This window comes from Streptomyces sp. NBC_00207 (assembly GCF_045160965.1).
Lineage (GTDB): Bacteria > Actinomycetota > Actinomycetes > Streptomycetales > Streptomycetaceae > Streptomyces.
Window position 1 is genome coordinate 4888555 of sequence record NZ_CP130715.1, and the last position, 21913, is coordinate 4910467.

General features: G+C 72.2%; 20 protein-coding genes. 18 read left to right on the forward strand and 2 right to left on the reverse strand.

Features of this window, described 5'->3' with window-relative positions; genetic code table 11:
* Positions 1–27 precede the first annotated feature (27 nt).
* Complete coding sequence (locus OG472_RS23075; protein ID WP_401610087.1) at positions 28–363, reverse strand: hypothetical protein; 336 nt, start codon at positions 361–363, stop codon at positions 28–30.
* A 1-nt stretch (position 364) separates the two neighbouring features.
* Complete coding sequence (locus OG472_RS23080) at positions 365–853, reverse strand: PhzA/PhzB family protein (RefSeq protein ID WP_401610085.1); 489 nt, start codon at positions 851–853, stop codon at positions 365–367.
* A gap of 244 nt (positions 854–1097) precedes the next feature.
* Between OG472_RS23080 and OG472_RS23085 the strand changes: the two genes are divergently transcribed.
* From OG472_RS23085 to OG472_RS23170, 18 genes are all read left to right on the forward strand, one after another.
* The gene (locus tag OG472_RS23085) at positions 1098–2270 is read left to right on the forward strand and encodes a 3-deoxy-7-phosphoheptulonate synthase (RefSeq protein ID WP_401610082.1); all 1173 of its coding nucleotides are present in this window, start codon (positions 1098–1100) and stop codon (positions 2268–2270) included.
* Between the two features lie 83 nt (positions 2271–2353).
* Complete coding sequence (locus tag OG472_RS23090) at positions 2354–3022, forward strand: isochorismatase family protein (protein WP_405831027.1); 669 nt, start codon at positions 2354–2356, stop codon at positions 3020–3022.
* Positions 3019–4968, forward strand: coding sequence for an anthranilate synthase family protein (locus OG472_RS23095; protein WP_405831028.1), 1950 nt, complete (start codon positions 3019–3021; stop codon positions 4966–4968). Before OG472_RS23090 ends, OG472_RS23095 begins: the two co-directional genes overlap by 4 nt.
* Entirely contained in the window at positions 4947–5480 is a 534-nt protein-coding gene (locus tag OG472_RS23100; RefSeq protein ID WP_405831029.1) for a shikimate kinase, read from the forward strand. Before OG472_RS23095 ends, OG472_RS23100 begins: the two co-directional genes overlap by 22 nt.
* A 103-nt stretch (positions 5481–5583) precedes the next feature.
* Positions 5584–7731: a transketolase gene (tkt, locus tag OG472_RS23105; protein ID WP_405831030.1), complete on the forward strand. Its 2148-nt coding sequence runs from the start codon at positions 5584–5586 to the stop codon at positions 7729–7731.
* Positions 7728–9005 carry a 3-phosphoshikimate 1-carboxyvinyltransferase gene (gene aroA / locus OG472_RS23110; protein WP_401610069.1) on the forward strand — a complete coding sequence of 426 codons (1278 nt, stop codon included), beginning with the start codon at positions 7728–7730 and terminating at the stop codon, positions 9003–9005. Before tkt ends, aroA begins: the two co-directional genes overlap by 4 nt.
* Complete coding sequence (locus OG472_RS23115; protein ID WP_405831032.1) at positions 9002–10252, forward strand: FAD-dependent oxidoreductase; 1251 nt, start codon at positions 9002–9004, stop codon at positions 10250–10252. The genes aroA and OG472_RS23115 overlap by 4 nt, the downstream gene beginning before the upstream one ends.
* Positions 10249–11451, forward strand: coding sequence for a chorismate synthase (gene aroC, locus OG472_RS23120; RefSeq protein ID WP_405941969.1), 1203 nt, complete (start codon positions 10249–10251; stop codon positions 11449–11451). The genes OG472_RS23115 and aroC overlap by 4 nt, the downstream gene beginning before the upstream one ends.
* 232 nt (positions 11452–11683) lie before the next feature.
* Positions 11684–12238, forward strand: a complete 555-nt coding sequence (locus OG472_RS23125; RefSeq protein WP_401610062.1) for a methylated-DNA--[protein]-cysteine S-methyltransferase — start codon at positions 11684–11686, stop codon at positions 12236–12238.
* A 97-nt stretch (positions 12239–12335) separates the two neighbouring features.
* A complete protein-coding gene (locus OG472_RS23130) occupies positions 12336–13070 on the forward strand; it encodes a 2OG-Fe(II) oxygenase (RefSeq protein ID WP_405943202.1) in 735 nt (244 codons plus the stop codon).
* Positions 13071–13320: 250 nt separating this feature from the next.
* The gene (locus OG472_RS23135; protein ID WP_401610058.1) at positions 13321–14406 is read left to right on the forward strand and encodes a 50S ribosomal protein L11 methyltransferase; all 1086 of its coding nucleotides are present in this window, start codon (positions 13321–13323) and stop codon (positions 14404–14406) included.
* Positions 14407–14470: 64 nt separating this feature from the next.
* Entirely contained in the window at positions 14471–15886 is a 1416-nt protein-coding gene (locus OG472_RS23140) for an iron-containing redox enzyme family protein (RefSeq protein WP_401610055.1), read from the forward strand.
* Positions 15877–16254, forward strand: coding sequence for a Rieske 2Fe-2S domain-containing protein (locus OG472_RS23145; RefSeq protein WP_405831039.1), 378 nt, complete (start codon positions 15877–15879; stop codon positions 16252–16254). The genes OG472_RS23140 and OG472_RS23145 overlap by 10 nt, the downstream gene beginning before the upstream one ends.
* A 141-nt stretch (positions 16255–16395) precedes the next feature.
* Positions 16396–17646, forward strand: a complete 1251-nt coding sequence (locus tag OG472_RS23150) for an ATP-grasp domain-containing protein (protein ID WP_405941970.1) — start codon at positions 16396–16398, stop codon at positions 17644–17646.
* Positions 17643–18971: an MFS transporter gene (locus OG472_RS23155; RefSeq protein WP_405941971.1), complete on the forward strand. Its 1329-nt coding sequence runs from the start codon at positions 17643–17645 to the stop codon at positions 18969–18971. The genes OG472_RS23150 and OG472_RS23155 overlap by 4 nt, the downstream gene beginning before the upstream one ends.
* A gap of 41 nt (positions 18972–19012) precedes the next feature.
* A complete protein-coding gene (locus OG472_RS23160) occupies positions 19013–19969 on the forward strand; it encodes an alpha/beta hydrolase (RefSeq protein ID WP_401610046.1) in 957 nt (318 codons plus the stop codon).
* On the forward strand, positions 19956–21233 hold the full coding sequence (locus tag OG472_RS23165; RefSeq protein WP_405941972.1) for an ATP-grasp domain-containing protein: 1278 nt from the start codon (positions 19956–19958) through the stop codon (positions 21231–21233). The genes OG472_RS23160 and OG472_RS23165 overlap by 14 nt, the downstream gene beginning before the upstream one ends.
* A gap of 23 nt (positions 21234–21256) precedes the next feature.
* Positions 21257–21907, forward strand: a complete 651-nt coding sequence (locus OG472_RS23170) for a LysE family translocator (RefSeq protein WP_405941973.1) — start codon at positions 21257–21259, stop codon at positions 21905–21907.
* Positions 21908–21913: the final 6 nt, after the last annotated feature.

The window sequence follows — 21913 nt, forward strand, 5'->3', positions numbered from 1 at the left end:
TGGTGCGACGGGTCTGCTGAGCCGGCGTCACTGCGTGAGTGCCGGACCGAGGCGGTGCAGCACCGGAAGGGAATGGATGCCCTCGACGGTGGCCTCGATGTCGAACCGCGTCCGGTGCGTGGGCGGAAAGCCGATCAGCTCGGCCGCGCGATTGGGCGGCAGCGGGCGGTCCGCGGGCGGACCGCTCTCCCACACCATGACCGCTCCCCAGCGGTTGTTGTCCGCGTCGGCCATCCAGAACTTCAGGCGCAGCCCGGGCACGTCCGACCAGGGGTCCACGCCGCCGTCCCGCAGGTGCTCACGCAGGGACTCGATCGTCTCCGGGGATTCCGACAGATCCCACCAGGCGATGTCGGCCTTCATATCAGGTGGGAATTCCCTCGCGCTTCACCGACGGTACGGGAATTCCGAGGGCGCGGAGCTGCTGATTGGGGTTCATGAACTCCCGCTCCTGCTTGATCTTCCCGTTCTCGAACTCGAAGGAATGGATGAAGTGGTTCTTGTAGTAGCCCTCGGGGTAGCCGGGGAAGAGAATCTTTCCCTCACCGTCGCACTCCACCCAGAAGCGGTTCGGGTCCTGCGTCTCGTAGATCTCGATGTTCGTCCAGACCCAGTCGGGGAAGCACTTCAGCGACCACACCGCGTGCTCTGCGAGCGTGTCCCGGCCGCGGATGACGATCGGCTCCCCGGTGTCGGTGGTCCACAGCCCACCGCTGCCGTCCTCGGTGAACAGCAGGTGGCGCTTGAGGCGGTCCTGACCACGAGTGTTCATGTACTCCTCGACGATCGCCCGGTTGTTGCTCCGGAGCTGCGCATCGTCGGCGAACGCCTGCGGTCGCGCGGTCTCGGACATCACTGACCTCCACATATCTGGACACGTCTGGCACTGATCCACGGCACGTCCCGGGGGGCCGCCGCACCGCTGGACTCTCTTCGGGACGCCCGCGTTCCGCAACGCCGAAAGCAGCACTCCGTCAAGTCGGGACGAGAATGCGGCGGCATTTGACGGAGTCCGCCGGCGGAGCTTCTGGTCCGGTCCGTGAGTCCGTAAGAGTCGGTGGGCGTTCACGGAATCAATCCACCCCGGGAGGTATCAGGTGAACAATGTCCACGCATTCCTCCGCTCGTTGCCCGCGGTTCAGCAGCCGGACTGGGAAGGTCACGCGGAACTCGCACGGGTAAGGGAAGAACTCGCTTCCGCGCCCCCGCTCGTCGACGTCGCCGACACCGATGCGCTCCGCGCACATCTCGCCGAGGCCGCCGCCGGCCGGGTCCAGATCATCCAGTCCGGCGACTGCGCCGAGGACTGGGCCGAGAGCAACCAGGGCGATGTCGCCCGCAAGGCGGGCCTGCTGGAGGTGCTGGCCGGGGTCATGAAGATGACCTCGCACAAGCCGGTCCTGCGGGTCGGCCGGATGGCCGGCCAGTACGGCAAGCCGAGGTCCAACCCCACCGAGACCGTCGGCGGCGTGGAACTCCCGGTGTACCGCGGCCACATGGTCAACGCCCCCGAGCCCGACCCCGAGCTGCGCAGGCCCGACCCGACCCGGATGCTGACGGGCTACGCATCGTCCCGCAGCGTCCTCGAATTCCTCGGCTGGGGCCGCGAGGACCGGCGCACCCGGCCCGAGACCCCGGTGTGGACCAGCCACGAGGCGCTGCTGCTGGACTACGAGCTGCCGATGACGCGCGTGCAGTCCGACGGCCGACTGCTGCTCACCTCCACCCACTGGCCGTGGATCGGCGAGCGCACGCGCCAGGTGGACGGCGCGCACGTCGCGCTGCTCGCCGCCGTGGCCAACCCGGTGGCCTGCAAGGTGGGCCCCGGGATGACGACGGACGAGCTGCTGGCGCTGTGCGAGAAGCTCGACCCGGAGCGTACGCCCGGCCGTCTCACCCTGATCGCCCGCATGGGCGCCGACCTGGTGGGCGAGCGCCTGCCCGCCCTGGTCGAGGCGGCCCGCGCGGCCGGCCACCCCGTCGTCTGGCTGACCGACCCGATGCACGGCAACACCGTCAGCGGCCCCGAAGGGCTCAAGACGCGGCTGGTGAAGACCGTCGTACGCGAGGTGGTCGAGTTCCAGCGCGCGGTCGGCGCGGCAGGCGGCGTCGCCGGTGGCATCCACCTGGAGACCACTCCCGACGAGGTCACCGAGTGCGTCACCGACGTTGAGCGGATGCACCGGCTCGGCGACAAGTACACGAGCTTCTGCGACCCGCGGCTGAACCCCGGCCAGGCGATCTCGGTGGCCTCGGCCTGGCTCGGCTGACCGGGGCCGTCACCTCGGACGCCGTACAGCCGTCCCGTACGTCCGCAGCAGCCATCCAGCGCACACCGAGCGAAAGGACAGCCATGGGGGGAATTCCGCCCATCGACCCCTACCCGATGCCCTCCGAGGGCGACCTTCCGGCCAACACCGCACAGTGGACCGTCGACCCGGACCGGGCGGTGCTGCTCGTCCACGACATGCAGCGCTATTTCCTGCGGCCGTTCCCGCAGGACCAGTCCCCCGGCAGCGAGCTGGTGCGCAATGCCGCGCTGCTGCGCGACCAGTGCTCCGCGCTCGGTGTCCCGGTCGCCTACACCGCCCAGCCCGGCGGCATGACCGACCGGGAACGCGGTCTGCTCAAGGACTTCTGGGGCCCGGGCATGAAGGTGTCCGCCGAGGACCGCAAGGTGGTCGACGAGCTCGAACCCGGGCCGGACGACTGGGTGTTCACCAAATGGCGTTACAGCGCCTTCTTCAAGTCCGACCTGTTGGAGCGGATGCGCACGCACGGCCGTGACCAGCTGATCGTCTGCGGCGTGTACGCCCACGTGGGCGTCCTGATGTCGGCGGTCGAGGCCTTCACCAACGACATCCAGCCGTTCCTGGCCGCGGACGCGGTCGCCGACTTCTCGCAGGAGTACCACCACTTGGCGCTCGACTACGCGGCACAGCGCTGCGCGGTGGTCACCACCACCAAGTCGCTGCTCACCGGCCTCACCCCGGCCGACCCGACCAAGGACGGCAGCCGATGACCGAGGACTTGCTGGACCGGGTGCTCGCATCGCCTCCCGCGGCGTACGCCCTGCTCCACCGGCCCGAGACCGCCGGACGGGACGTCCTCGAAGTCCTGGTCGGCGAGGTCTCCGCGGTGGAGGCGCTCGCCGACATCCCCCTCGGCGACGCGCCGCCCGCCGAAGGCGCCGCCGGGCGCCACGACGTGCTCGCCGTGATCCCGTACCGCCAGATCGCCGAACGGGGCTTCGCCCGTACCGACGACGGCGAACCGCTGATCACCATGACCGTCGCCGAGCAGAGCACCGTGCCGCTCGCCGACGCCCTGCGGCGGCTGCCCGACGAGCCGATCACCCTGTCCGGCGGCCGTTTCGACGTGGACGACGACCAGTACGCCGCCATCGTGCGGGACGTCATCGAGCGCGAGATCGGCAACGGCGAGGGCGCGAACTTCGTCATCAAGCGCTCGTTCGTCGCGGACATCGGCGACTACACACCGCGCAGCGCCCTGTCGTTCTTCCGCCGGCTGCTGGAGCGCGAGTCGGGCGCGTACTGGACCTTCCTCGTCCGCGTGGAAGGCCGCACCTTCGTCGGTGCCAGCCCCGAGCGGCACGTCAGCCTGCACGGCGGCACGGCCGTGATGAACCCCATCAGCGGCACGTACCGCTACCCGGCCACCGGACCCGACCTGCCGGGCGTGATGGCCTTCCTGGCGGACCGCAAGGAGGCCGACGAGCTCTACATGGTCGTGGACGAAGAGCTCAAGATGATGGCCCGGATCTGCGAGAAGGGCGGGCGGGTCGTCGGCCCCTACCTCAAGGAGATGGCCCGTCTCGCGCACACGGAGTACTTCATCGAGGGCCGGACGTCCCACGACGTACGGGACATCCTGCGCGAGACGATGTTCGCCCCCACCGTCACCGGCAGCCCGCTGGAGAGCGCCTGCAAGGTGATCAACCGGTACGAGCCGGAGGGCCGCGGCTACTACAGCGGCGTCATGGCGCTGATCGGCCGGGACGAGAGCGGCAGCCGCACCATGGACTCCGCCATCCTCATCCGCACCACCGACATCAGCGACGCCGGCCGGCTGAACATCGGCGTCGGCGCGACCCTGGTCCGCCACTCCGATCCGATGAGCGAGGTCGCCGAGACCCGGGCGAAGACGGCGGGGCTGCTGTCCGCACTGGAGGCGGGCGGCACGAGCGGGTTCGCAGGGCACGCCCAGGTCCGCGAGGCGACGGAGGCAGGCGGCACGAGCCGGTTCGCCGGGCACGCCCGGGTCCGCGAGGCGCTGGAGCGGCGCAACGACGGCATCGCCGGCTTCTGGCTGCGGGAGTCCGGGGAGCGGTCCGACACGGTGGCCGAACTCGCCGGCCGCAAGGTGCTGATCATCGACGCCGAGGACACCTTCACCTCGATGATCGGCCACCAGCTGACCGCCATGGGCCTGCAGGTCACGCTCAGCCGCTTCGACGAGCCGTACGACTTCGACGACCACGATCTGGTCGTCATGGGACCCGGGCCCGGCGATCCGCGCGACATCGGCAACCCCAAGATCGCTCACCTGCGGTCGGCGGTCTCGCAGCTCCTCGACGAACGGCGGCCCTTCCTGGCCGTCTGCCTCAGCCACCAGGTCCTGTCCACGCTGCTCGGCCTCGATCTCGGCCGCCGGGACGTGCCCAACCAGGGTGTGGCGAAGGAGATCGACCTGTTCGGCGCGCGCGAGCGGGTCGGCTTCTACAACACGTTCGCCGCCCGATGGGACGAGGACAAGTTCAGCCACCCGGACCTGGGTGTCGTCGAGGTCAGCCGGGACGCGGAGACCGGCGAGGTGCACGCGCTGCGCGGCCGCGGCTTCGCGTCGATGCAGTTCCACGCCGAGTCGGTGCTCACCGAGGACGGCGTACGGATCGTCGGCGACCTGCTGACAGGGGTGGTGCGCTCGTGCGACCGGCAGCCGTCCTGATCGGAGTCCCCGGCTCCGGCAAGACCACCGTCGGCGCCCTGCTCGCGGAGCACCTGGGCGTGGCCTTCCGGGACACCGATCACGACATCGCGGCCCTCTGCGGAACGCCCGTGCCCGACTTCGTACGGCGGCACGGCGAGGCGCGGTTCAGGGCGCTGGAGCGGGAGGCCGTACGGGCCGCCCTCGACGAGCACGACGGGGTGCTCGCGCTGGGCGGCGGCGCCGTGCTGGACGAGGCGACCCAGCGGCGCCTCGCCGGCCACCGCGTCGTCCACCTCAAGGTGGGGCTGAGCACGGCGCTGGCCCGGATCGGCAGTGCGCAGGACAGGCCGCTGCTGGCCGGGGACGTGGAGAGCCGGCTCGGGGAGCTGTTCCGGGTGCGCGGCCCGGTGTACCGGCGGCTCGCCCGGCTGGAATTCGACACCGACACCGACACCAACGCCGACACCGACGCGGGCTCGGCGGACGGCACCGCGCAGCGCCTCGCCCACGCGCTGGGTGCGGTGGCGTGACCCCGATCCGTACCGGGCCCCGGCAGCGCCCCGGGCCGGCCCGCCCCGCGCGCCTGCCGATCCGACCCTTGCATCTCACCCACGAAGGAGCCCTGACCGGCCGGTGAACCCTACCCAGTCGCACACCAGCACCCCTCCCTTCGAGTGGACCGATCTCGACCGGCGCTCGGTGGACGTCGCGCGCGCCCTCGCGGTCGACGCGGTCGAGCGTGCGGGCCACGGCCACCCCGGCACCGCCATGAGCCTGGCCCCAGCGGCGTACCTGCTCTTCCAGCGCCTGCTGCGGCACGATCCCGCCGACCCCCGCTGGGCCGGGCGTGACCGCTTCGTCCTGTCCTGCGGTCACTCCAGCCTGACCCTCTACACCCAGCTCTACCTCTCCGGCTACGGCCTGGCGCTCGACGACCTCAAGGCGCTGCGTACCGAGGGCAGCCTCACCCCGGCCCACCCCGAGTACGGGCACACCCCGGGCGTCGAGACCACCACGGGCCCGCTCGGCCAGGGGCTCGGCAACGCCGTGGGCATGGCGATGGCCGCCCGCCGCGAGCGCGGGCTCTTCGATCCGGATGCCGCGCCGGGCACCTCCGTCTTCGACCACACCGTCTGGGTCTTCGCATCCGACGGTGACCTGGAGGAGGGCATCAGCCACGAGGTCAGCTCGCTCGCGGGCCACCAGCGGCTGGGCAACCTCGTCGTGCTGTACGACGACAACCGGATCTCGATCGAGGACGACACGTCCATCGCGGTCTCCGAGGACGTCCTCGCGCGGTACGCGGCGTACGGCTGGCACGTGCAGCGCGTGGACTGGACCGGGCGCGGCGCGTACGAGGAGCACGGGGCGTACGAGGAGGACGTGCCGGCACTGCACGCCGCCCTGAGCGCCGCCCGCGAGGAGACCGGTCGCCCGTCGATCGTGGCGCTGCGCACCGTCATCGGGTGGCCCGCCCCCACCAAGCAGAACACCGGAAAGATCCACGGCTCCGCGCTGGGCGCGCAGGAGGCGGCGGCCGCCAAGGAGGCGATGGGACTCGACCCGGACGCCTCCTTCCAGATGCCCGCCGACGTGCTCGCGCACGCGCGGCTGGTCGCCGAGCGCGGCCGGGAGGCCCGCCGGGCGTGGGACAAGCGGTACGAGGACTGGCGCGCCGAACTGCCCGAGCACGCCGCGCTCTTCGACCGGATCGACGCACGCCGGCTGCCCGAGGGATGGGCCGACGCGGTGCCCGGCTTCCCGCCGGGCGGCGAAATGGCGACCCGCAAGGCGTCCGGCGACGTGCTGTCCGCCCTGGCGGGCGTACTGCCCGAACTGTGGGGCGGCTCGGCCGACCTCGCGGAGTCCAACAACACCACGATGAAGGGCGAACCGTCCTTCGTGCCCGAGGAGTTCGCCACCGACGCGTTCCCCGGCCACCGCTACGGCCGAACGCTCCACTTCGGCATCCGCGAGCACGGCATGGGCGCCGTTCTCAACGGCATCGCGCTGCACGGCGGCACCCGCCCCTACGGCGGCACCTTCCTGGTCTTCTCCGACTACATGCGGCCCGCCGTGCGGCTGGCCGCGATGATGGAGCTGCCCGTCACCTTCGTCTGGACCCACGACTCCATCGGCCTCGGCGAGGACGGTCCGACCCACCAGCCCGTCGAGCACCTGTGGTCGCTGCGCGGCATCCCCGGCCTCGACGTGGTCCGCCCTGCCGACGCCAACGAGACCGCCGCGGCCTGGCAGGCGATCCTGGCCCGCGGCGACCGGCCCGCAGGACTCTGTCTGACGCGGCAGAACGTCCCGGTGCTCCCCGACCCGGGCCCCGGCGCGGTCGCCCGCGGCGGCTACGTGCTCGCCGAGGCGGCGGGCGGCGAGCCCGCGGCGATCGTGCTGGCCACCGGCAGCGAGGTGCACATCGCGCTCGAGGCCCGCCGCATCCTGGAACAGGACGGGACGCCGACCCGGGTCGTTTCGCTGCCCTGCCTGGAGTGGTTCGCCGAGCAGAGCCAGGAGTACCGCGACGCCGTACTTCCGCCGCACGTGCGCGCCAGGGTCTCGGTGGAGGCGGGCTCCACGCTCGGCTGGCACGCCCTGACCGGCGACGCCGGAGAGGCCGTCGGCATCGACCGGTTCGGGGCGTCCGCGCCCTTCCGCACCCTGTACGAGCAGCACGGCCTGACCGGGCGGCGCGTCGCGGAGGCGGTACGGGCGAGCGTGGCCAGGGCGGCCGGGCCCGCCGCCGGGCCGGCGCGGGGAGGGTCCCGATGAGCGCCACCCCGCTCACGGCCCGGATCCCGGGATCCAAGAGCATCACGAACCGGGCCCTGCTGCTGGCCGCGGCGGCGTCCGGCACCAGCATCCTCCGGGACCCGCTGGTCAGCGAGGACACGGTGGCCTTCCGGGACGCGCTGACGGCCCTGGGCGTACGGGTGTCGGAGCACGGCACGTCCTGGGAGATCACCGGAGCGGGGCGCGGCCCGACGGCCGGAGCCCGCGTATGGTGCGCCGACGCCGGGACGGCGGCCCGCTTCCTGCCCCCCTTCGCCGCCACGGGCCGGGGCACCTACGTCTTCGACGGATCCGAACAGCTGCGGGCCCGCCCGCTGCGCCCGCTGGCAGATGCGCTGAGCCGCCTCGGGGCGAAGGTGGGCACCGAGGGCGCCGGCGGGCTGCCGCTGCGGGTGGACGCCGACGGCCTGCGCGGCGGCGAACTGGACGTGGACGGCAGGCTGAGCAGCCAGTTCCTGAGCGGCCTGCTGATGGCGGCGCCCCTCCTGCCCGACCCGCTGACCGTGACCGTGCGGGACCTGGTCAGCCGGCCGTACATCGACATGACCATCGCGCTGATGCGGCGCTTCGGCGCGCGGGTCGACGAGGACGCGCCCGGGGTCATCGCGACCGCGGGCGGCGGCTACACGGCCACCGACCTGGTGATCGAGCCGGACGCCTCCACGGCCTCGTACTTCTTCGCGGCCGCCGCCGTCACCGGACGTACCGTCACCGTGCCGGGTCTCGGCCGCGACAGCCTCCAGGGGGACCTCGGCTTCGTCGAGACCCTGCGCAGGGCGGGCGCCCGGGTGGAGATCGGCGCGGACTCGACGACGGTCACCGGGACGGGCCCCCTGCGCGGGGGCTTCGAGGTCGACATGGGCACGATCTCGGACACGTTCATGACGCTGGCCGCGATCGCCCCGCTCGCCGACGCGCCCATCACCATCCGCGGCATCGGGCACGCACGGCTGAAGGAGTCGGACCGTCTCGCCGCCGTCGCCGGGAACCTGGCCGCGTGCGGGGTGGTGACGGTGACGGGCCGGGACTGGCTGACCGTGCACCCGGGAGCGGAAACGGGAACCGGAGCGGGAGTGGTCCGCCCGGCGCGGATCGCCTGCCACCGGGACCACCGGATCGCGATGGCCTTCTCGGTGCTGGGGCTGCGCGCTCCGGGCCGCCTCACCTTCGACGATCCGGCGTGTGTGGGCAAGACGTTCCCCGGATTCCACGCCGAGCTGGCCCGGCTCTTCCCCCAGGAGGTCCTGACGTGAGCGACGCCGATCGCATACTGATCGTCGGCGCGGGCATCGGCGGCCTGGCGACGGCGCTGAGCGTTGCCGCCAGGGGGCATCGCGTGACCGTCCTGGAGCGCCGGGCCGAAATCGCCGAGCCCGGCGTGGGTACGCAGCTGTCACCGAACGGGTTCCACGCACTCGACCGGATCGGGTCGGACCGGGTGGTCCGAGCGGTGCGCCGGCAGGCCGTCTTCACCGACGAGTTGCGTCTCATGGACGCCGTGACCGGTGAACGGATCGCCGGCATGCCCCTGACCGGCCGCTACCCACAGCGTTTCGGCAACCCGTACGCGGTACTGCACCGCGGCGAGTTCCACTCGGCACTGCTGGACGCATGCCGCGCGGCCCCCGGCATCGAGCTGCTCACCGGAGAGCCGGTCGCCTGGTACGAGCAGACCCCGGACCGGGTCACCGCGGTCACCACCGCGGGCCGCCGCTTCACCGGCTCCGCACTGATCGCCGCCGACGGCATCCGGTCCGCCGTCCGCCGCCGGCTCGTCGGCGACGGTGACCCCAAGGTCTCCGGCCACACCATCCACCACTCGGTCGTCCCCCTCGCCGGCATCGCGCGGGAGCGCCTCCCGGCCGAGCTGTCACCCGACGGCGTGACGGCCTGGGCCGGCCCCGGCTGGCACGTCGTCCACTTCGTCCACCGCACGGCCGACGGCGCGGCGTATCTGAACCTGAGCGCCACCCACGACCACGGCGCGCCGGAGGCCGCCGTCGGACTGCCGCTCGAGAAGTCCCATGTGCTGGGCGAATTCCCGGAGCTGGCCGACTCGGCCCGCGAGCTGCTGGAGCTGGGCGAAGAGTGGCGCACCTGGGTGCTCTGCGACCGCGATCCCGTCGAGCGCTGGACCGACGGCCGGGTCGCGCTGCTCGGCAACGCCGCGCACCCGATGCTGCCTTACGCGATCCAAGGCGTGTCCATGACCCTGGAGGACGCCGCGGCGCTCGGTGAACTGCTCGACTGCGACGGGCGGGACGCGCCCGGGCGCCTGGCGGAGTACAACGCGGCGCGGCGGGACCGTACCGCGAGGGCCCAGCTGGTGGCACGCGAGCTGGGAGCGCGGCTCTTCCACCCGGCGGGCGAGGCGGCCGCCGCACGCGACGCGATGCTGGCGGAGCTGACGGTGGACGAGCTGCACGACAGGTGCGCCTGGCTGCACGGAACACGCGACTTCACCGCCCCCACCGATCTCACCGAGGGAGAAGGAAATTGAGCAGGCTGCGCTGGCTGACGGCGGGGGAATCGCACGGACCCGCACTGGTGGCGACGCTGGAGGGGCTGCCCGCCGGTGTGCCGATCACCACGGAGATGGTGGCGGACCAGCTGGCCCGGCGGCGGCTGGGCCATGGGCGCGGCGCGCGGATGAAGTTCGAGCGGGACGAGGTCACCTTCCTCGGCGGCGTACGGCACGGCCTCACGATGGGTTCACCGGTCGCCGTACTGGTGGGCAACACCGAGTGGCCGAAGTGGGAGCAGGTCATGGCCGCCGATCCGGTCGACCCCGCCGAACTGGCGAAACTGGCGCGCAACGCCCCGTTGACCCGTCCCCGTCCCGGCCACGCCGACCTCGCAGGCATGCAGAAGTACGCACTCGACGAGGCGCGCCCCGTCCTGGAGCGGGCGAGCGCCCGCGAGACGGCGGCCCGCGTGGCGCTGGGCGCGGTGGCGCGGTCGTACCTCAGGGAGACGACGGGCATCGAGATCGTCTCGCACGTCGTCGAGCTCGCCACCGTCAAGGCACCGTACGGCCTCCTCCCGACCCCCGCCGACGAGGCGAGGCTGGACGCGGACCCGGTGCGCTGCCTGGACGCGGACACGTCGAAGGCGATGATCGCGGAGATCGACCAGGCCCACCGGGACGGCGACACCCTGGGCGGCGTGGTGGAGGTTCTCGCCTACGGAGTGCCGGTCGGCCTCGGTTCCCACGTCCATTGGGACCGCCGTCTCGACGCCCGGCTCGCGGGAGCGCTGATGGGCATCCAGGCCATCAAGGGCGTCGAGGTCGGCGACGGCTTCGAGCTCGCCCGCACGCCCGGCTCGCAGGCGCACGACGAGATCGTGCCGACCGAGCACGGCATCCGCCGTTCGTCCGGCCGCTCCGGCGGCACCGAGGGCGGGATGACCACGGGCGAGGTGCTGCGCGTACGGGCCGCGATGAAGCCGATCGCGACCGTGCCGCACGCCCTGGCGACGGTCGACGTCACCACGGGCGAGGCGGCCCGGGCGCACCACCAGCGCTCCGACGTCTGCGCGGTCCCGGCGGCCGGCATCGTCGCCGAGACGATGGTCGCACTCGTGCTGGCGGACGCCGTGGCGGAGAAGTTCGGCGGCGACAGCGTCGCCGAGACCCGCCGCAACGCACAGTCCTACCGAGCCGGCCTCCACCCCCCGGTGCACGCGTTGCAGCGGTAGCGGCTCCGGCGCCACCTTCTCAGAGAGGCCCCCTGACCTGCGGAAACGCAGGACAGGGGGCCTTTTCGTGGGCCCGGCGCCGGCGCCGCGGACGAACCCGGCGGCGGCGGTGCACAGCGTTACGCAACTGTTCGCACGGAGACGGTGTTTCTACCGTCGGCCGCATCGTGGGTTTCCCGAGCGGGATGCGAGCGCGCTGAACGAGGTTCATGACGAACGAAGGAGTCGTGCCATGCCGACCACCAGCCCTGCCACCGGCGTCGCCACGGTGGCGTTCCATGCCACGCGCGTGGGGTCGCTCGTGCTGGCAGCGACGGACGACGCCCTCGTGCTGTGCTGCTACGGCACGGCGGAGACGGCGGCGGAGCGGCTGAGCCGGGCGGGACTGAGCCCGGTGGAGCCGGGAGAAGCGGGAGCGCCGGGGCTCAAGGTGCTGGACGAGGCCCGGGAGCAGATCGACGCCTACCTGAGCGGCGGGCGCCGCGCATTCACGGTACCGGTGGACCTGCGACTGGCCACCCCGTTCAGCCGCCGCACCAATCTGATGCTCGCCGAGTTCGTCCCGTACGGGCATACCGCGACCTACGGGCAGCTCGCCGAGGCGCTCGACCGGCCCCGTGCCGCGCGGGCCGTCGGCACGGCGCTGGGCACGAATCCGCTGTGCGTGGTGCTGCCCTGCCACCGGATCATCGGCTCCACGGGCAGTCTCAGCGGGTACGCGGGAGGGCCGGAGGCCAAGCGCGATCTGCTCGCCCTCGAAGCGGCCGGCGCACGGCCCGCGCACTGACCCTCCCCCGCCACAGAAAGCAGAGCACGTGAGCGTCTACGAGCCGCCGCAGCTGCCGGGCTTCGACCTGCCCGGTCCGGCCTCCACCACGTCCTCCATCACGTCTCCACCGGAAGGCGCGCCGGCGAAGGGCGGTGCGCCGGCCCTGGAGCACCTCGACTGGCGGGCGCTGGCCGCCGAACTGGACGCGGAGGGAGTGGCGCTGACCCCGCCGCTGCTGACGGCCGGGCAGTGCGCGAACCTGCGGGAGCTCTTCGACGATCCCACCGCCTTCCGCAGCACGGTGACGATGGCGCGGCACCGCTTCGGCGAGGGCCTCTACCGCTACTTCTCCCACCCGCTGCCCGAGCTCGTGCAGAACCTTCGGGAGCAGCTGTATCCGCCGCTCGCCCGGATCGCCAACGACTGGGCGCGGCGGCTGGGGCATCCGGCTTTCTCCCCCGAGTTCGACGGACTGATCGCGGCGTGCGCGGCGGCCGGGCAGCACCGCCCGACGCCGCTCCTGCTCCGGTACGAGCAGGGCGGCTACAACTGCCTGCACCAGGACGTCTACGGCGACCTGACCTTCCCGCTCCAGGTGGCGATCATGCTCGACCGGCCGGACGAGGACTTCACCGGCGGAGAGAGCGTCTTCGTCGAGCAGCGTCCGCGCGCCCAGTCCCGCCCGCTCGTCAAAAGGCCCGCACAGGGCCAGGGAATGATCTTCACGGTCAGCCACCGTCCGGTGCGCTCGGTGCGGGGCTGGAGCCGGGTGACCCTGAGGCACGGGGTGAGTTCCGTGACGAGCGGTCAGCGCCACGTGCTGGGCGTCATCTTCCACGACGCCCGGTAGCGGCGGAATCAACCGGCGCGGGGGCCCGGTTTCTGCCGCCTGCTTCCAGTGAACCGGCAGCATTGGCACGTTCGCAGGTCAACCCCGGCCCATCGGGAGTCAATGCCTGGCAGAACCGCCGGTACGACTGGAGGATCGCTGGAGTTTCGCACCACCCACCTTCCGTACGGTCGACTCTGCGACGGCGCGGGGATCTTGCCGGCCGCTCGTGCACCACGGTTGATCCGGCGGTTCAACGGGAGGAGCGAACATGCAGCAGGTCCAGGCCACGGGGGGCGCGACAACGGGGCGCGATCCGGGACCAGGCGGTCCGGGTCCGTCGCCCGCGAGCTCGCAGCACCGCCTGATCACGGCCTCGCTGCAGACGCTGGCGCAGCAGATGAACGAGATCGCCGATCAGGCCTCCGCACTGCTCACGACGCCGGCCGGAGGCGCGGCCACCGACTCCGAGGTCTTCGGGCGGATCGCCCGCAGAACCGTGCCCCGCTGGCACTTCGCGATGCTGAACGACGTCGAGCGCAACGAGGCCCTCGTCGGCGCCCTGGAGCGGGGCATACCGGTCGGGTCGACCGTCCTCGACATCGGCTCGGGGAGCGGGCTGCTGGCCATGGCCGCGGCGCGGGCCGGTGCGGCCCGCGTGATCACCTGCGAGATGAACCCGATGCTCGCGGAGGTCGCCCGCCAGGTGGTCGACGCCCACGGGTTCAGCGACGTCATCACGGTGATCGGGAAGCCCTCCAACCTGCTGGAGATCGGCCGTGACCTCGACGGCCCGGTGGACGTGCTGATCTCGGAGATCGTCGACTGCGGTCTCATCGGCGAGGGCCTCCTGCCGTCGATCCGGCACGCGCGCCGACACCTGCTGAAACCCGGCGGGATCATGCTCCCCTCCGCGGGCCGGCTCTACGGCCGCCTCGTCAGCAGCGAGGACATCCTGCGGCTCAACCAGGTCACGACGGCCGAGGGTTTCGACGTCTCCCTCATGAACGTGCTGGCCACCCGCGGGCACCTGCCGGTGCGGCTCAACACCTGGCCCCACCGGTTCCTGTCCGACACCGCGGAGGTGCTGGCGTTCGACCTGGCCGAGGGCGACCTGGAGCCGGGCGAACGCCCGGTCGACCTCGTCCCTAGCGCCGACGGGGAGGCGCACGCCCTGGTCGTCTGGTTCGAACTGGACATGGGGAACGGCACCACGCTGTGCAACTCCCCGGAGAACACCCGCTCGCACTGGATGCAGGGATGGGTCCCCCTGGAGAAGCCGGTGCAGGTGAAGGCAGGCGAGACGGTCCCCCTCCGCCTCCGCTGGAGCGACTTCTCCCTCAGCGCGCACATCTGACCCACCCGGCCCGCCCACCAGGCACGCGGCCGCACGTCTTGCGATCCGGACCAAGGAGCACGCAATGAGTCACGTACCCGAGCACATCCCGTTCGAGCTCAGCGGCACCGCCCTGCGCGACGCCATCGTGCAGTACGCCACCAACCCGGTCTTCCTCGACAACACGGACTGGCAGAACCACGACAATCCGTACCGGCGCCAGCTGCGGCCGCAGGTGCTCCCGTACCTCGACTTCGACAAGGTGCCGGGCCGGGAGAACATCCTCGACTACACCAGCCTGGCCGTGCAGCGCCTGCTCACCTCCATATACGAGGCCGACCTGGTGTTCTTCCCCAAGTCCGGGCTGGGGGGCAAGGAGGAGGACTTCCGCGCCTTCTACAGCCCGGCCAACCGGGCGCTCGGCGAGCGGGTCCGCCCCGCCCTGGAGCGGTACGCCTTCGGCTTCCTCGACGACGAGGTCGAGACCTCGGGGAAGTGGACCAAAGCAAGCCTCGACAGCTACCTGGACTCCCTCGACATGGGCGGCGGCGAGGAGCTGACGCCGGTGGAGCAGGCCATCACCGGCTCCGCCGACCCCGAGCGCGCGGCGCGCATGTGGCTGGTGCAGTTCGCCGCCGACTTCCTCTCCGAGGCGTCGCCGATGATCCGCAACGTGCTCGGCTACTACGGTCCCGTCCAGTCCGAGTGGTTCAAGGTCGTCATCGACGAGTACGGCTACGGCGTGCACGACACCAAGCACAGCACCCTGTTCGAGCGGACCCTGGAGTCCGTCGGCCTCGAGGCCGACCTCCACCGGTACTGGCAGTACTACCTCAACAGCAGCCTGCTGCTGAACAATTACTTCCACTACCTCGGCAAGAACCACGAGCTGTTCTTCCGCTACGTGGGCGCGCTGTTCTACACGGAGAGCTCGCTGGTCGACTTCTGCCGGCGCGCCGACCGGCTGCTGCACGGGGTCTTCGGCGACTCCGTCGACACCACGTACTTCACCGAGCACGTCCACATCGACCAGCACCACGGCCGCATGGCGCGCGAGAAGATCATCGCGCCGCTGATCGAGGCCCACGGCGAGGGGATCATCCCCGAGATCGTCCGCGGCATCGAGGAGTACCGGGTGCTCCTGGAGGTCGCCGACCAGGACTTCTGCGCGCAGATCGGCTGGATGGACGACCAGCCGGAGCTCAAGAAGCTGCACGGTCCCGTCTACGAGGCCATCCGGGAGGGACGGGTGGAGGTGCCGGTGGCGCACCTGGTCGAGCCCTTCAACGAGCTGTCGAACACCCACTGCCACGAGGGCGACGAGCTCTGCCACATCGTCTCGGGCACCATGCGCTTCGAGAGCGGGCTGGGATCCTCGCTGACCCTGGAGGCCGGCGAGGGCGTCGTCATCCGGCGCAACCGGCTGCACGGCGCCGACATCCTGTCCGAGGAGTGCGTCTACGAGATCCACTCGGTGGGGGACTACCGCACATGCCTGTAGTGAGCTTCCCCGTCGCCGGACGGGAGAACTGCGTGGTCGTCGCGGGCACCTCGTACGTGTACGCGACGGTCGACGGCCGGGGCTTCGTGATGAAGGCCGAGTGCCCCCACCGGGGCGGCCCGCTGCACCTGGCCGGCGTGACCCCGGACGCCTCCCGGCTCGTCTGCCCCTGGCACGACCGGAAGACGTCCGCGGCGCGGCTGCGCGCCGAGATCCCGGCGGTACGGGCCGGCAGCCGCGTCACCGCGGTCTTCCCCGACGGCCGGCCGGCCGGACGGCCGGCGGTTTCCGGCCGTCCGTGCGGCGTCACGAGCCGCGAGTACCGGCCCCTGTCGCCCGGGCTCGCCCGCCCGGGCGCGGCGGTCTGACCCCTTCCGGCCAAGTCCGGGGGCGCTGCAACGCCCCGGCACCGGCCGGTGTTCTACAGGTGATGGCGGGTGCGGGACGGGACCGTGAGGGGCTCGCACCGCACCCGCCGGACGCATGACGACGAACGAGGAGAGTGGACCATGGCGTGGGACGGGGAGAAGCCCCTTCTGCTGCTGATCGGGAGCAGTGGCCGGCGCAGCAGGGAGTTCATCCTGCGGACGGTGAGCCGGCGCTACGCGTTATGGCTCCTCCAGCCCGCACCGGTGAGCTGGGAGGACCCGTACGTGGCGGGGAGCACGGTCGTCGACAACACCGACCCGCACGCCCTGGTCGAGGCCGCCCGTCAGGTGGCCGCCGCGCACGAGGTGGCCGGGGTGTTCTGCTACGACGAGGGACTGGTCACGCCCGCCGCCCACGTGGCGCAGGCGCTCGGGCTGCCGGGCAACTCCCCCGAGGCGGTCACCGCCTGCCGGGACAAGAACGCCACCCGGATCGCGCTGGACGCGGCCCGGGTCGCGCAGCCGGTCTCGATCGGCGTCCGCTCCCTGGGCGAGGCGCGGGCCGCGGCGGAGAAGATCGGCTTCCCCGTCGTGGTGAAGCCGCGCGGCCTGGCCGGCGGGATGGGCGTGCGCAGGGCCGACGGCCCCGAGGACATGGAGAACGCCTACCGGGCCGCCGCCGGCGCCTCCTACCCCGGCGTGCCCGTCTTCGACGTGTCGGTCCTGGTGGAGGAGTACGCCGACGGCCCGGAGATCAGCGTCGACGCGGTGTTCTTCGACGGCGCGTGCGTGCCGCTCGTCGTGGCCCGCAAGCAGGTCGGCCTGGCCCCCTTCTTCGAGGAGACGGGCCACGAGGTCGACGGGGCCGACCCGCTGCTGACCGACCCCGAACTGCTGGAGGCACTGCGCGCCGCGCACGCCGCGCTCGGCTTCCACACGGGAGTCAGCCACACCGAGTTCCGCATCACCGCCGGCGGTCTGCGCCTGATGGAGGTCAACGCCCGCCTCGGCGGCGACATGATCCCCTACCTCGGGCACCTGGCCACCGGTGTCGACGTCGCGATGGCGGCGGCCGACACCGCCGCGGGCCGCACGCCGGACACCACGGCGCAGCACCGCAAGGCCGCGGCGATCGCGTTCCTCTACCCCGACGAGGACGTCGAGATCGAGGCCGTGACCGTCCACGAGGACCGCTTCGGTCCCGACGTGCACAGCGCCGAGGCCATGGTCGACCCGGGTGCGGTGCTGCGGCTGCCGCCCCGCGGCTACATCTCCCGCTACGCCCGCGTGATCGCCGTGTCCGACTCCGTCGAGCAGGCGCGCGCCGCGCTGCTGCGCACCCCGGAGATCGTGGAGGTCGCCTCACGGCCGGTGGAGGTGCCGGCTCCGTGAGCGCCACCGGACAAGGCTCCCCGGAGGGACGGAAGGCCGTCCGGCCTTCGGTCACCGAGACGCTGAGGGGGATCCCCGGCCCGATCTGGCTGGTCCTGGTCGGCATGCTGATCAATCGGCTGGGCACCTTCCTCCAGATCTACCTGGTGCTCTACCTCACCGACAGGGGCTTCAGCACCTCCGCGGCCGCCTTCGCGCTCGGCGCGTACGGAGTGGGCTCGGTCGTCGGCGTCCTGGTCGGCGGTTCGGTCTCGGACCGGATCGGCTACGCGCGGACCATCGTCGGTTCCATGGCGTTCGCCAGCCTGCTGACCCTCAGCCTGGTCTACCTCGACACCCTGCCCCTGGTGATCGCGGTGGCCGCGGTGATCGGCGTGGTGGCCCAGGCCTACCGGCCCGCCTCCTCGGCGCTGCTGGTGGAGGCCACCCCGGAGGAACACCACGTGATGGTGTTCGCCGTCTACCGGATGGCGTTCAACCTCGGCACCACCGCGGGCCCGCTGATCGGCGCCCTGCTCATCACCTACTCGTACAACCTGATGTTCTACGCCGAGGCGGGCGCGCAGGCGGGCTTCGCCCTGCTCGCGCTGGTCCTCGTCCGCACCGGCACGACCGCCGGGTCCGCGGGGCCGAAGCCGGAGGAGGGCAGCCGGTCGTACCTGGCCGTGCTGCAGGACAAGCGCTACCTGCTGTTCCTGCTGGCGCTGTTCCTCAACGCCGTCGTCTACATCCAGCACACCTCCGCCCTGCCGCTCCAGCTCAAGGCCGACGGCCACGGCCCGACCTTCTACTCGGTCCTGCTGTCCCTGAACGCGGCCATGGTCATCTGCCTGGAGCTGCTGTTCACCAAGTACGTGCAGCACCTCCCGGCCCGGTTCGCGGTCGCCCTGGGCATCGGCCTGGTGGGTGTCGGCATGAACCTGTACGTGGCCGGCCCCGGCATGGCCATGTTCGTCGTGGCGACGGTGGTGTGGACGATCGGCGAGATCGTCGGCACCCCGACCGCCTCCGCCTGGCCCGGCCGGGTCGCCCCCGCACACCTGCGGGGCCGGTACATCGCCGCCTGCGCGTTCCCCATGCAGATCGGCTACGCGGTCGGCCCGGTGATCGGCATCGCCGCCTGGCAGGCGTCGGCGGCCTCCGTGTGGTGGCTGTGCGGCGGCCTGACGGTGGTGGCGGTCGTCGCCATCCTCTTCGGCATGGCCGAACCGGCCGCCGCCGGGAAGGAGCGGGCCGCCGAGTCCGATCCGGCCGACGCCCGTCCCGCCGAGCCGACCGGGGCGGCCTCCGGCCCGGCCGCACCGGCCACCGCAGAAACCCCCTGAGCCCCTCCCCGCCCCGTATCCGGAAGTGAGCGAAGCTGCCCATGGCCTACGCAGACGGCATCGAGAAGTTCGTGGAGACCGTCGACGGCGCCCTGCCACCCGACTTCTACACCTACCCCGTCGAACGACAGCGCGCCCTCTACGACGCGCTGACCGAGGTGCTGCCGATCCCGGTGCCCGAGGGGGTCGGCCACCGGGACGCAACCGTCACCCACGGGGGCCGCACCGCCCGGATCCGCATCTACGAACCGGCCCGGCGCGCGGGCGACGCCGTGCTGTTCTACATACGCGGCGGCGGCTTCGTCATCGGCTCGCTCCACAGCCACCACAGCCTGGTCGCCGAACTCGCCGACCGTACCGGGCTGGTGGCGATCGCCCTGGACTTCGGCATGGCCCCGGAGAACCCGTACCCCGGGCCGCTGGAGGACTGCTACGCCGGACTCTGCGGAACCCTGGCCGACCTGCCCGCGCTCGGGCTCGACGGCATAGACCCCGAGGCCGCGGTGCTCTGCGGGGAGAGCTCGGGGGCCAACATGGCCGTGGTCCTCTCGATGATGGCGCGCGACCGGGGCGGCCCCCGGCTGCGCGGCCAGGCGGTCATCAGCCCCGTGCTGGACTTCACCCGCTGGCGGCACGGCGGCGAGGACGCCCCCCTGCTGTCGGGCGGCGAGATGGAGTTCTACACCGCCTGCTACTGCCCCGAGCCGGAACAGGCGGAGAACCCGTACGTCTCGCCGCTGCTGACCGGCGAGTTCCACGACCTGCCGCCCGCCTACGTGGTGGGCTGCGAGATGGACTCGCTGCGCGTCGACGCCGAGAAGTACACCGCCCGGCTGGAGCAGAACGGGACGCCGGTGACGTACGTGATGGAGGAGGGCATGGTGCACGCTCCGGTGCGCGCCCGCCGCATCAGCGAACCCGCCGGGGAGTTCTTCGCGCGCTACTGCGACGCCGTGGCGGCCCTCGCCGGAAAGGCGGCCGGCCGTGGCGGACGCTGAACGGGCGGCGGGCGCACCACAGGGCGGCGGGCCCTGCGTGATCGTCGACCCCTACTCCTCGGGAGCCCTCTTCGCCGAGCCGCTGACCGGGCACGGCGTGCCGGTGGTGGCGGTGGTGACGGGCTCCCGCCCGCCGGAGGCCTACGCCTCCTCCTACCGGCCCCAGGACTTCGCCGAGATCATCGTGTACGAGGGGGACCTGGAGCCGGTCGTGGAGCGGCTGCGGGAGCTGGACCCGCGGGCCGTCCTGGCCGGCTGCGAGTCCGGGGTGGAACTGGCCGAGCGCCTCGCCCCCCTGGTGGTGCCCCACCGCAGCAACGTGCCCGAACTCGCCGCGGCCCGGCGGGACAAGAGCAGCATGGCGGCCGCCGTCGCGGCGGCCGGCCTGCCGGTCATCCCGCAGATCTGCACCGACGACGCCGAGGAGGTCGCGGCCTGGCTGGAGCGCGAGGGCCTGGCCGGGGCGGACCTGGTGGTCAAGCCGCCCAAGAGCGCCAGTACCGACGGCGTGATCAAACTGGCGGGCGGGAAGGACTGGCGGGCGGTCTTCGGCCGCCAGCTCGGCCGGACCAACCAGTTCGGCGAGACCGACGACCGGCTCATCGTGCAGAAGTTCGTCACCGGCACCGAGTACGTGATCGACACCTTCAGCCACGACGGGAAGCACGCCGTCGTCGACGTGTGCGCCTACCGCAAGGTCGACAACGGCCCGCACATGGCCGTCTACGACACCATGCGGTGGCTCCCCCCGGACGACCCGGCCATCCCGGGCCTCACGGAGTACGTCCTCGGCGTCCTGGACGCGGTGGGGCTGCGCTTCGGCTCGGCCCACGTCGAGGTGATGGGCACTGCGGACGGGCCGCTGCTGATCGAGCTCGGTGCCCGCCCCCACGGCGGCGGCCAGCCGCGCTTCAACCGCAACGCCACCGCCGACAGCCAGATCGACCGGACGGTGCGCTGGCTGACCGGGGGCGAACTTCCCCAGGGCTACGAGCTGCTGCTGCACCAGATGTGCGTCTTCCACATCGCGCCCCGCACCGGCACCGTCTCCGGCACGGCGGCCCTGGAGGCCCTCCGCGACCTCCCGAGCCACCACTTCTCGGTCCAGAGCCTGAAGGACGGCGACCACGTCCGCGCCACCCGGGACCTGGTCGACAGCCTCAACTTCGGGTTCGTGATCCTCGCCCACCCCGACGAGGAGCAGATCCGGCGCGACTACGAGGCGGTCCGCGCCGCGGAACGCCTCCTGTCCATCGAGGAGTAGAGATCAACACCGCCGCGTTCCTGGTGAGTTCCCTGATCGTGATCATGGTGCCCGGCCCCGACCTGGTGCTGATCACCGGTCTGGTGCTGAACGGGTCCCTGAGGGTGGCCACCGCCGCCGCCCTCGGCATGATCACGGCCGGGGCCGCCCAGGCCGGGCTCGGTGCGGCCGGGCTGGCCGCGTTGCTCGCCGCCAGCCCGGAGCTGTTCGCGGCCTTCCGGTGGGCCGGCGCGCTCGTCCTGCTCGGATGGGCCGCGCTCGCCCTGCGGCGGTTCTCCCGGCCGGCCGGCGCCGAGGCCCCGGGCGTGCAGATCCCGGCCGCGCAGGTCCCGGCGGCCGGGGCCGCCGCGGTCCGGGCCGCCGGCGCGGCCGGACCCTCCGACCGGCAGGCCTTCGTCCAGGGGCTGCTGTGCACCGGGTCCAACCCCAAGGTGGGCATCTTCCTGATGGCCTTCCTGCCCCAGTTCGTGCCCGCGGGCATGGCCCCCGAGGCGGGCGTCCCGCTGCTGGCCGCCTGCTACCTGGCCCTGGGGCTGATCTGGCTCCTCACCTGGATGAGACTGGTCCACCGGCTCGCCCGCCACCTGCGGTCCCCGCGGACGCTGCGGATCGCCGACGGGCTCACCGCCGTCGTGTTCGGCGTGTTCGCCGTCCGGCTGGCGCTCGGCGGCTGACGTGGC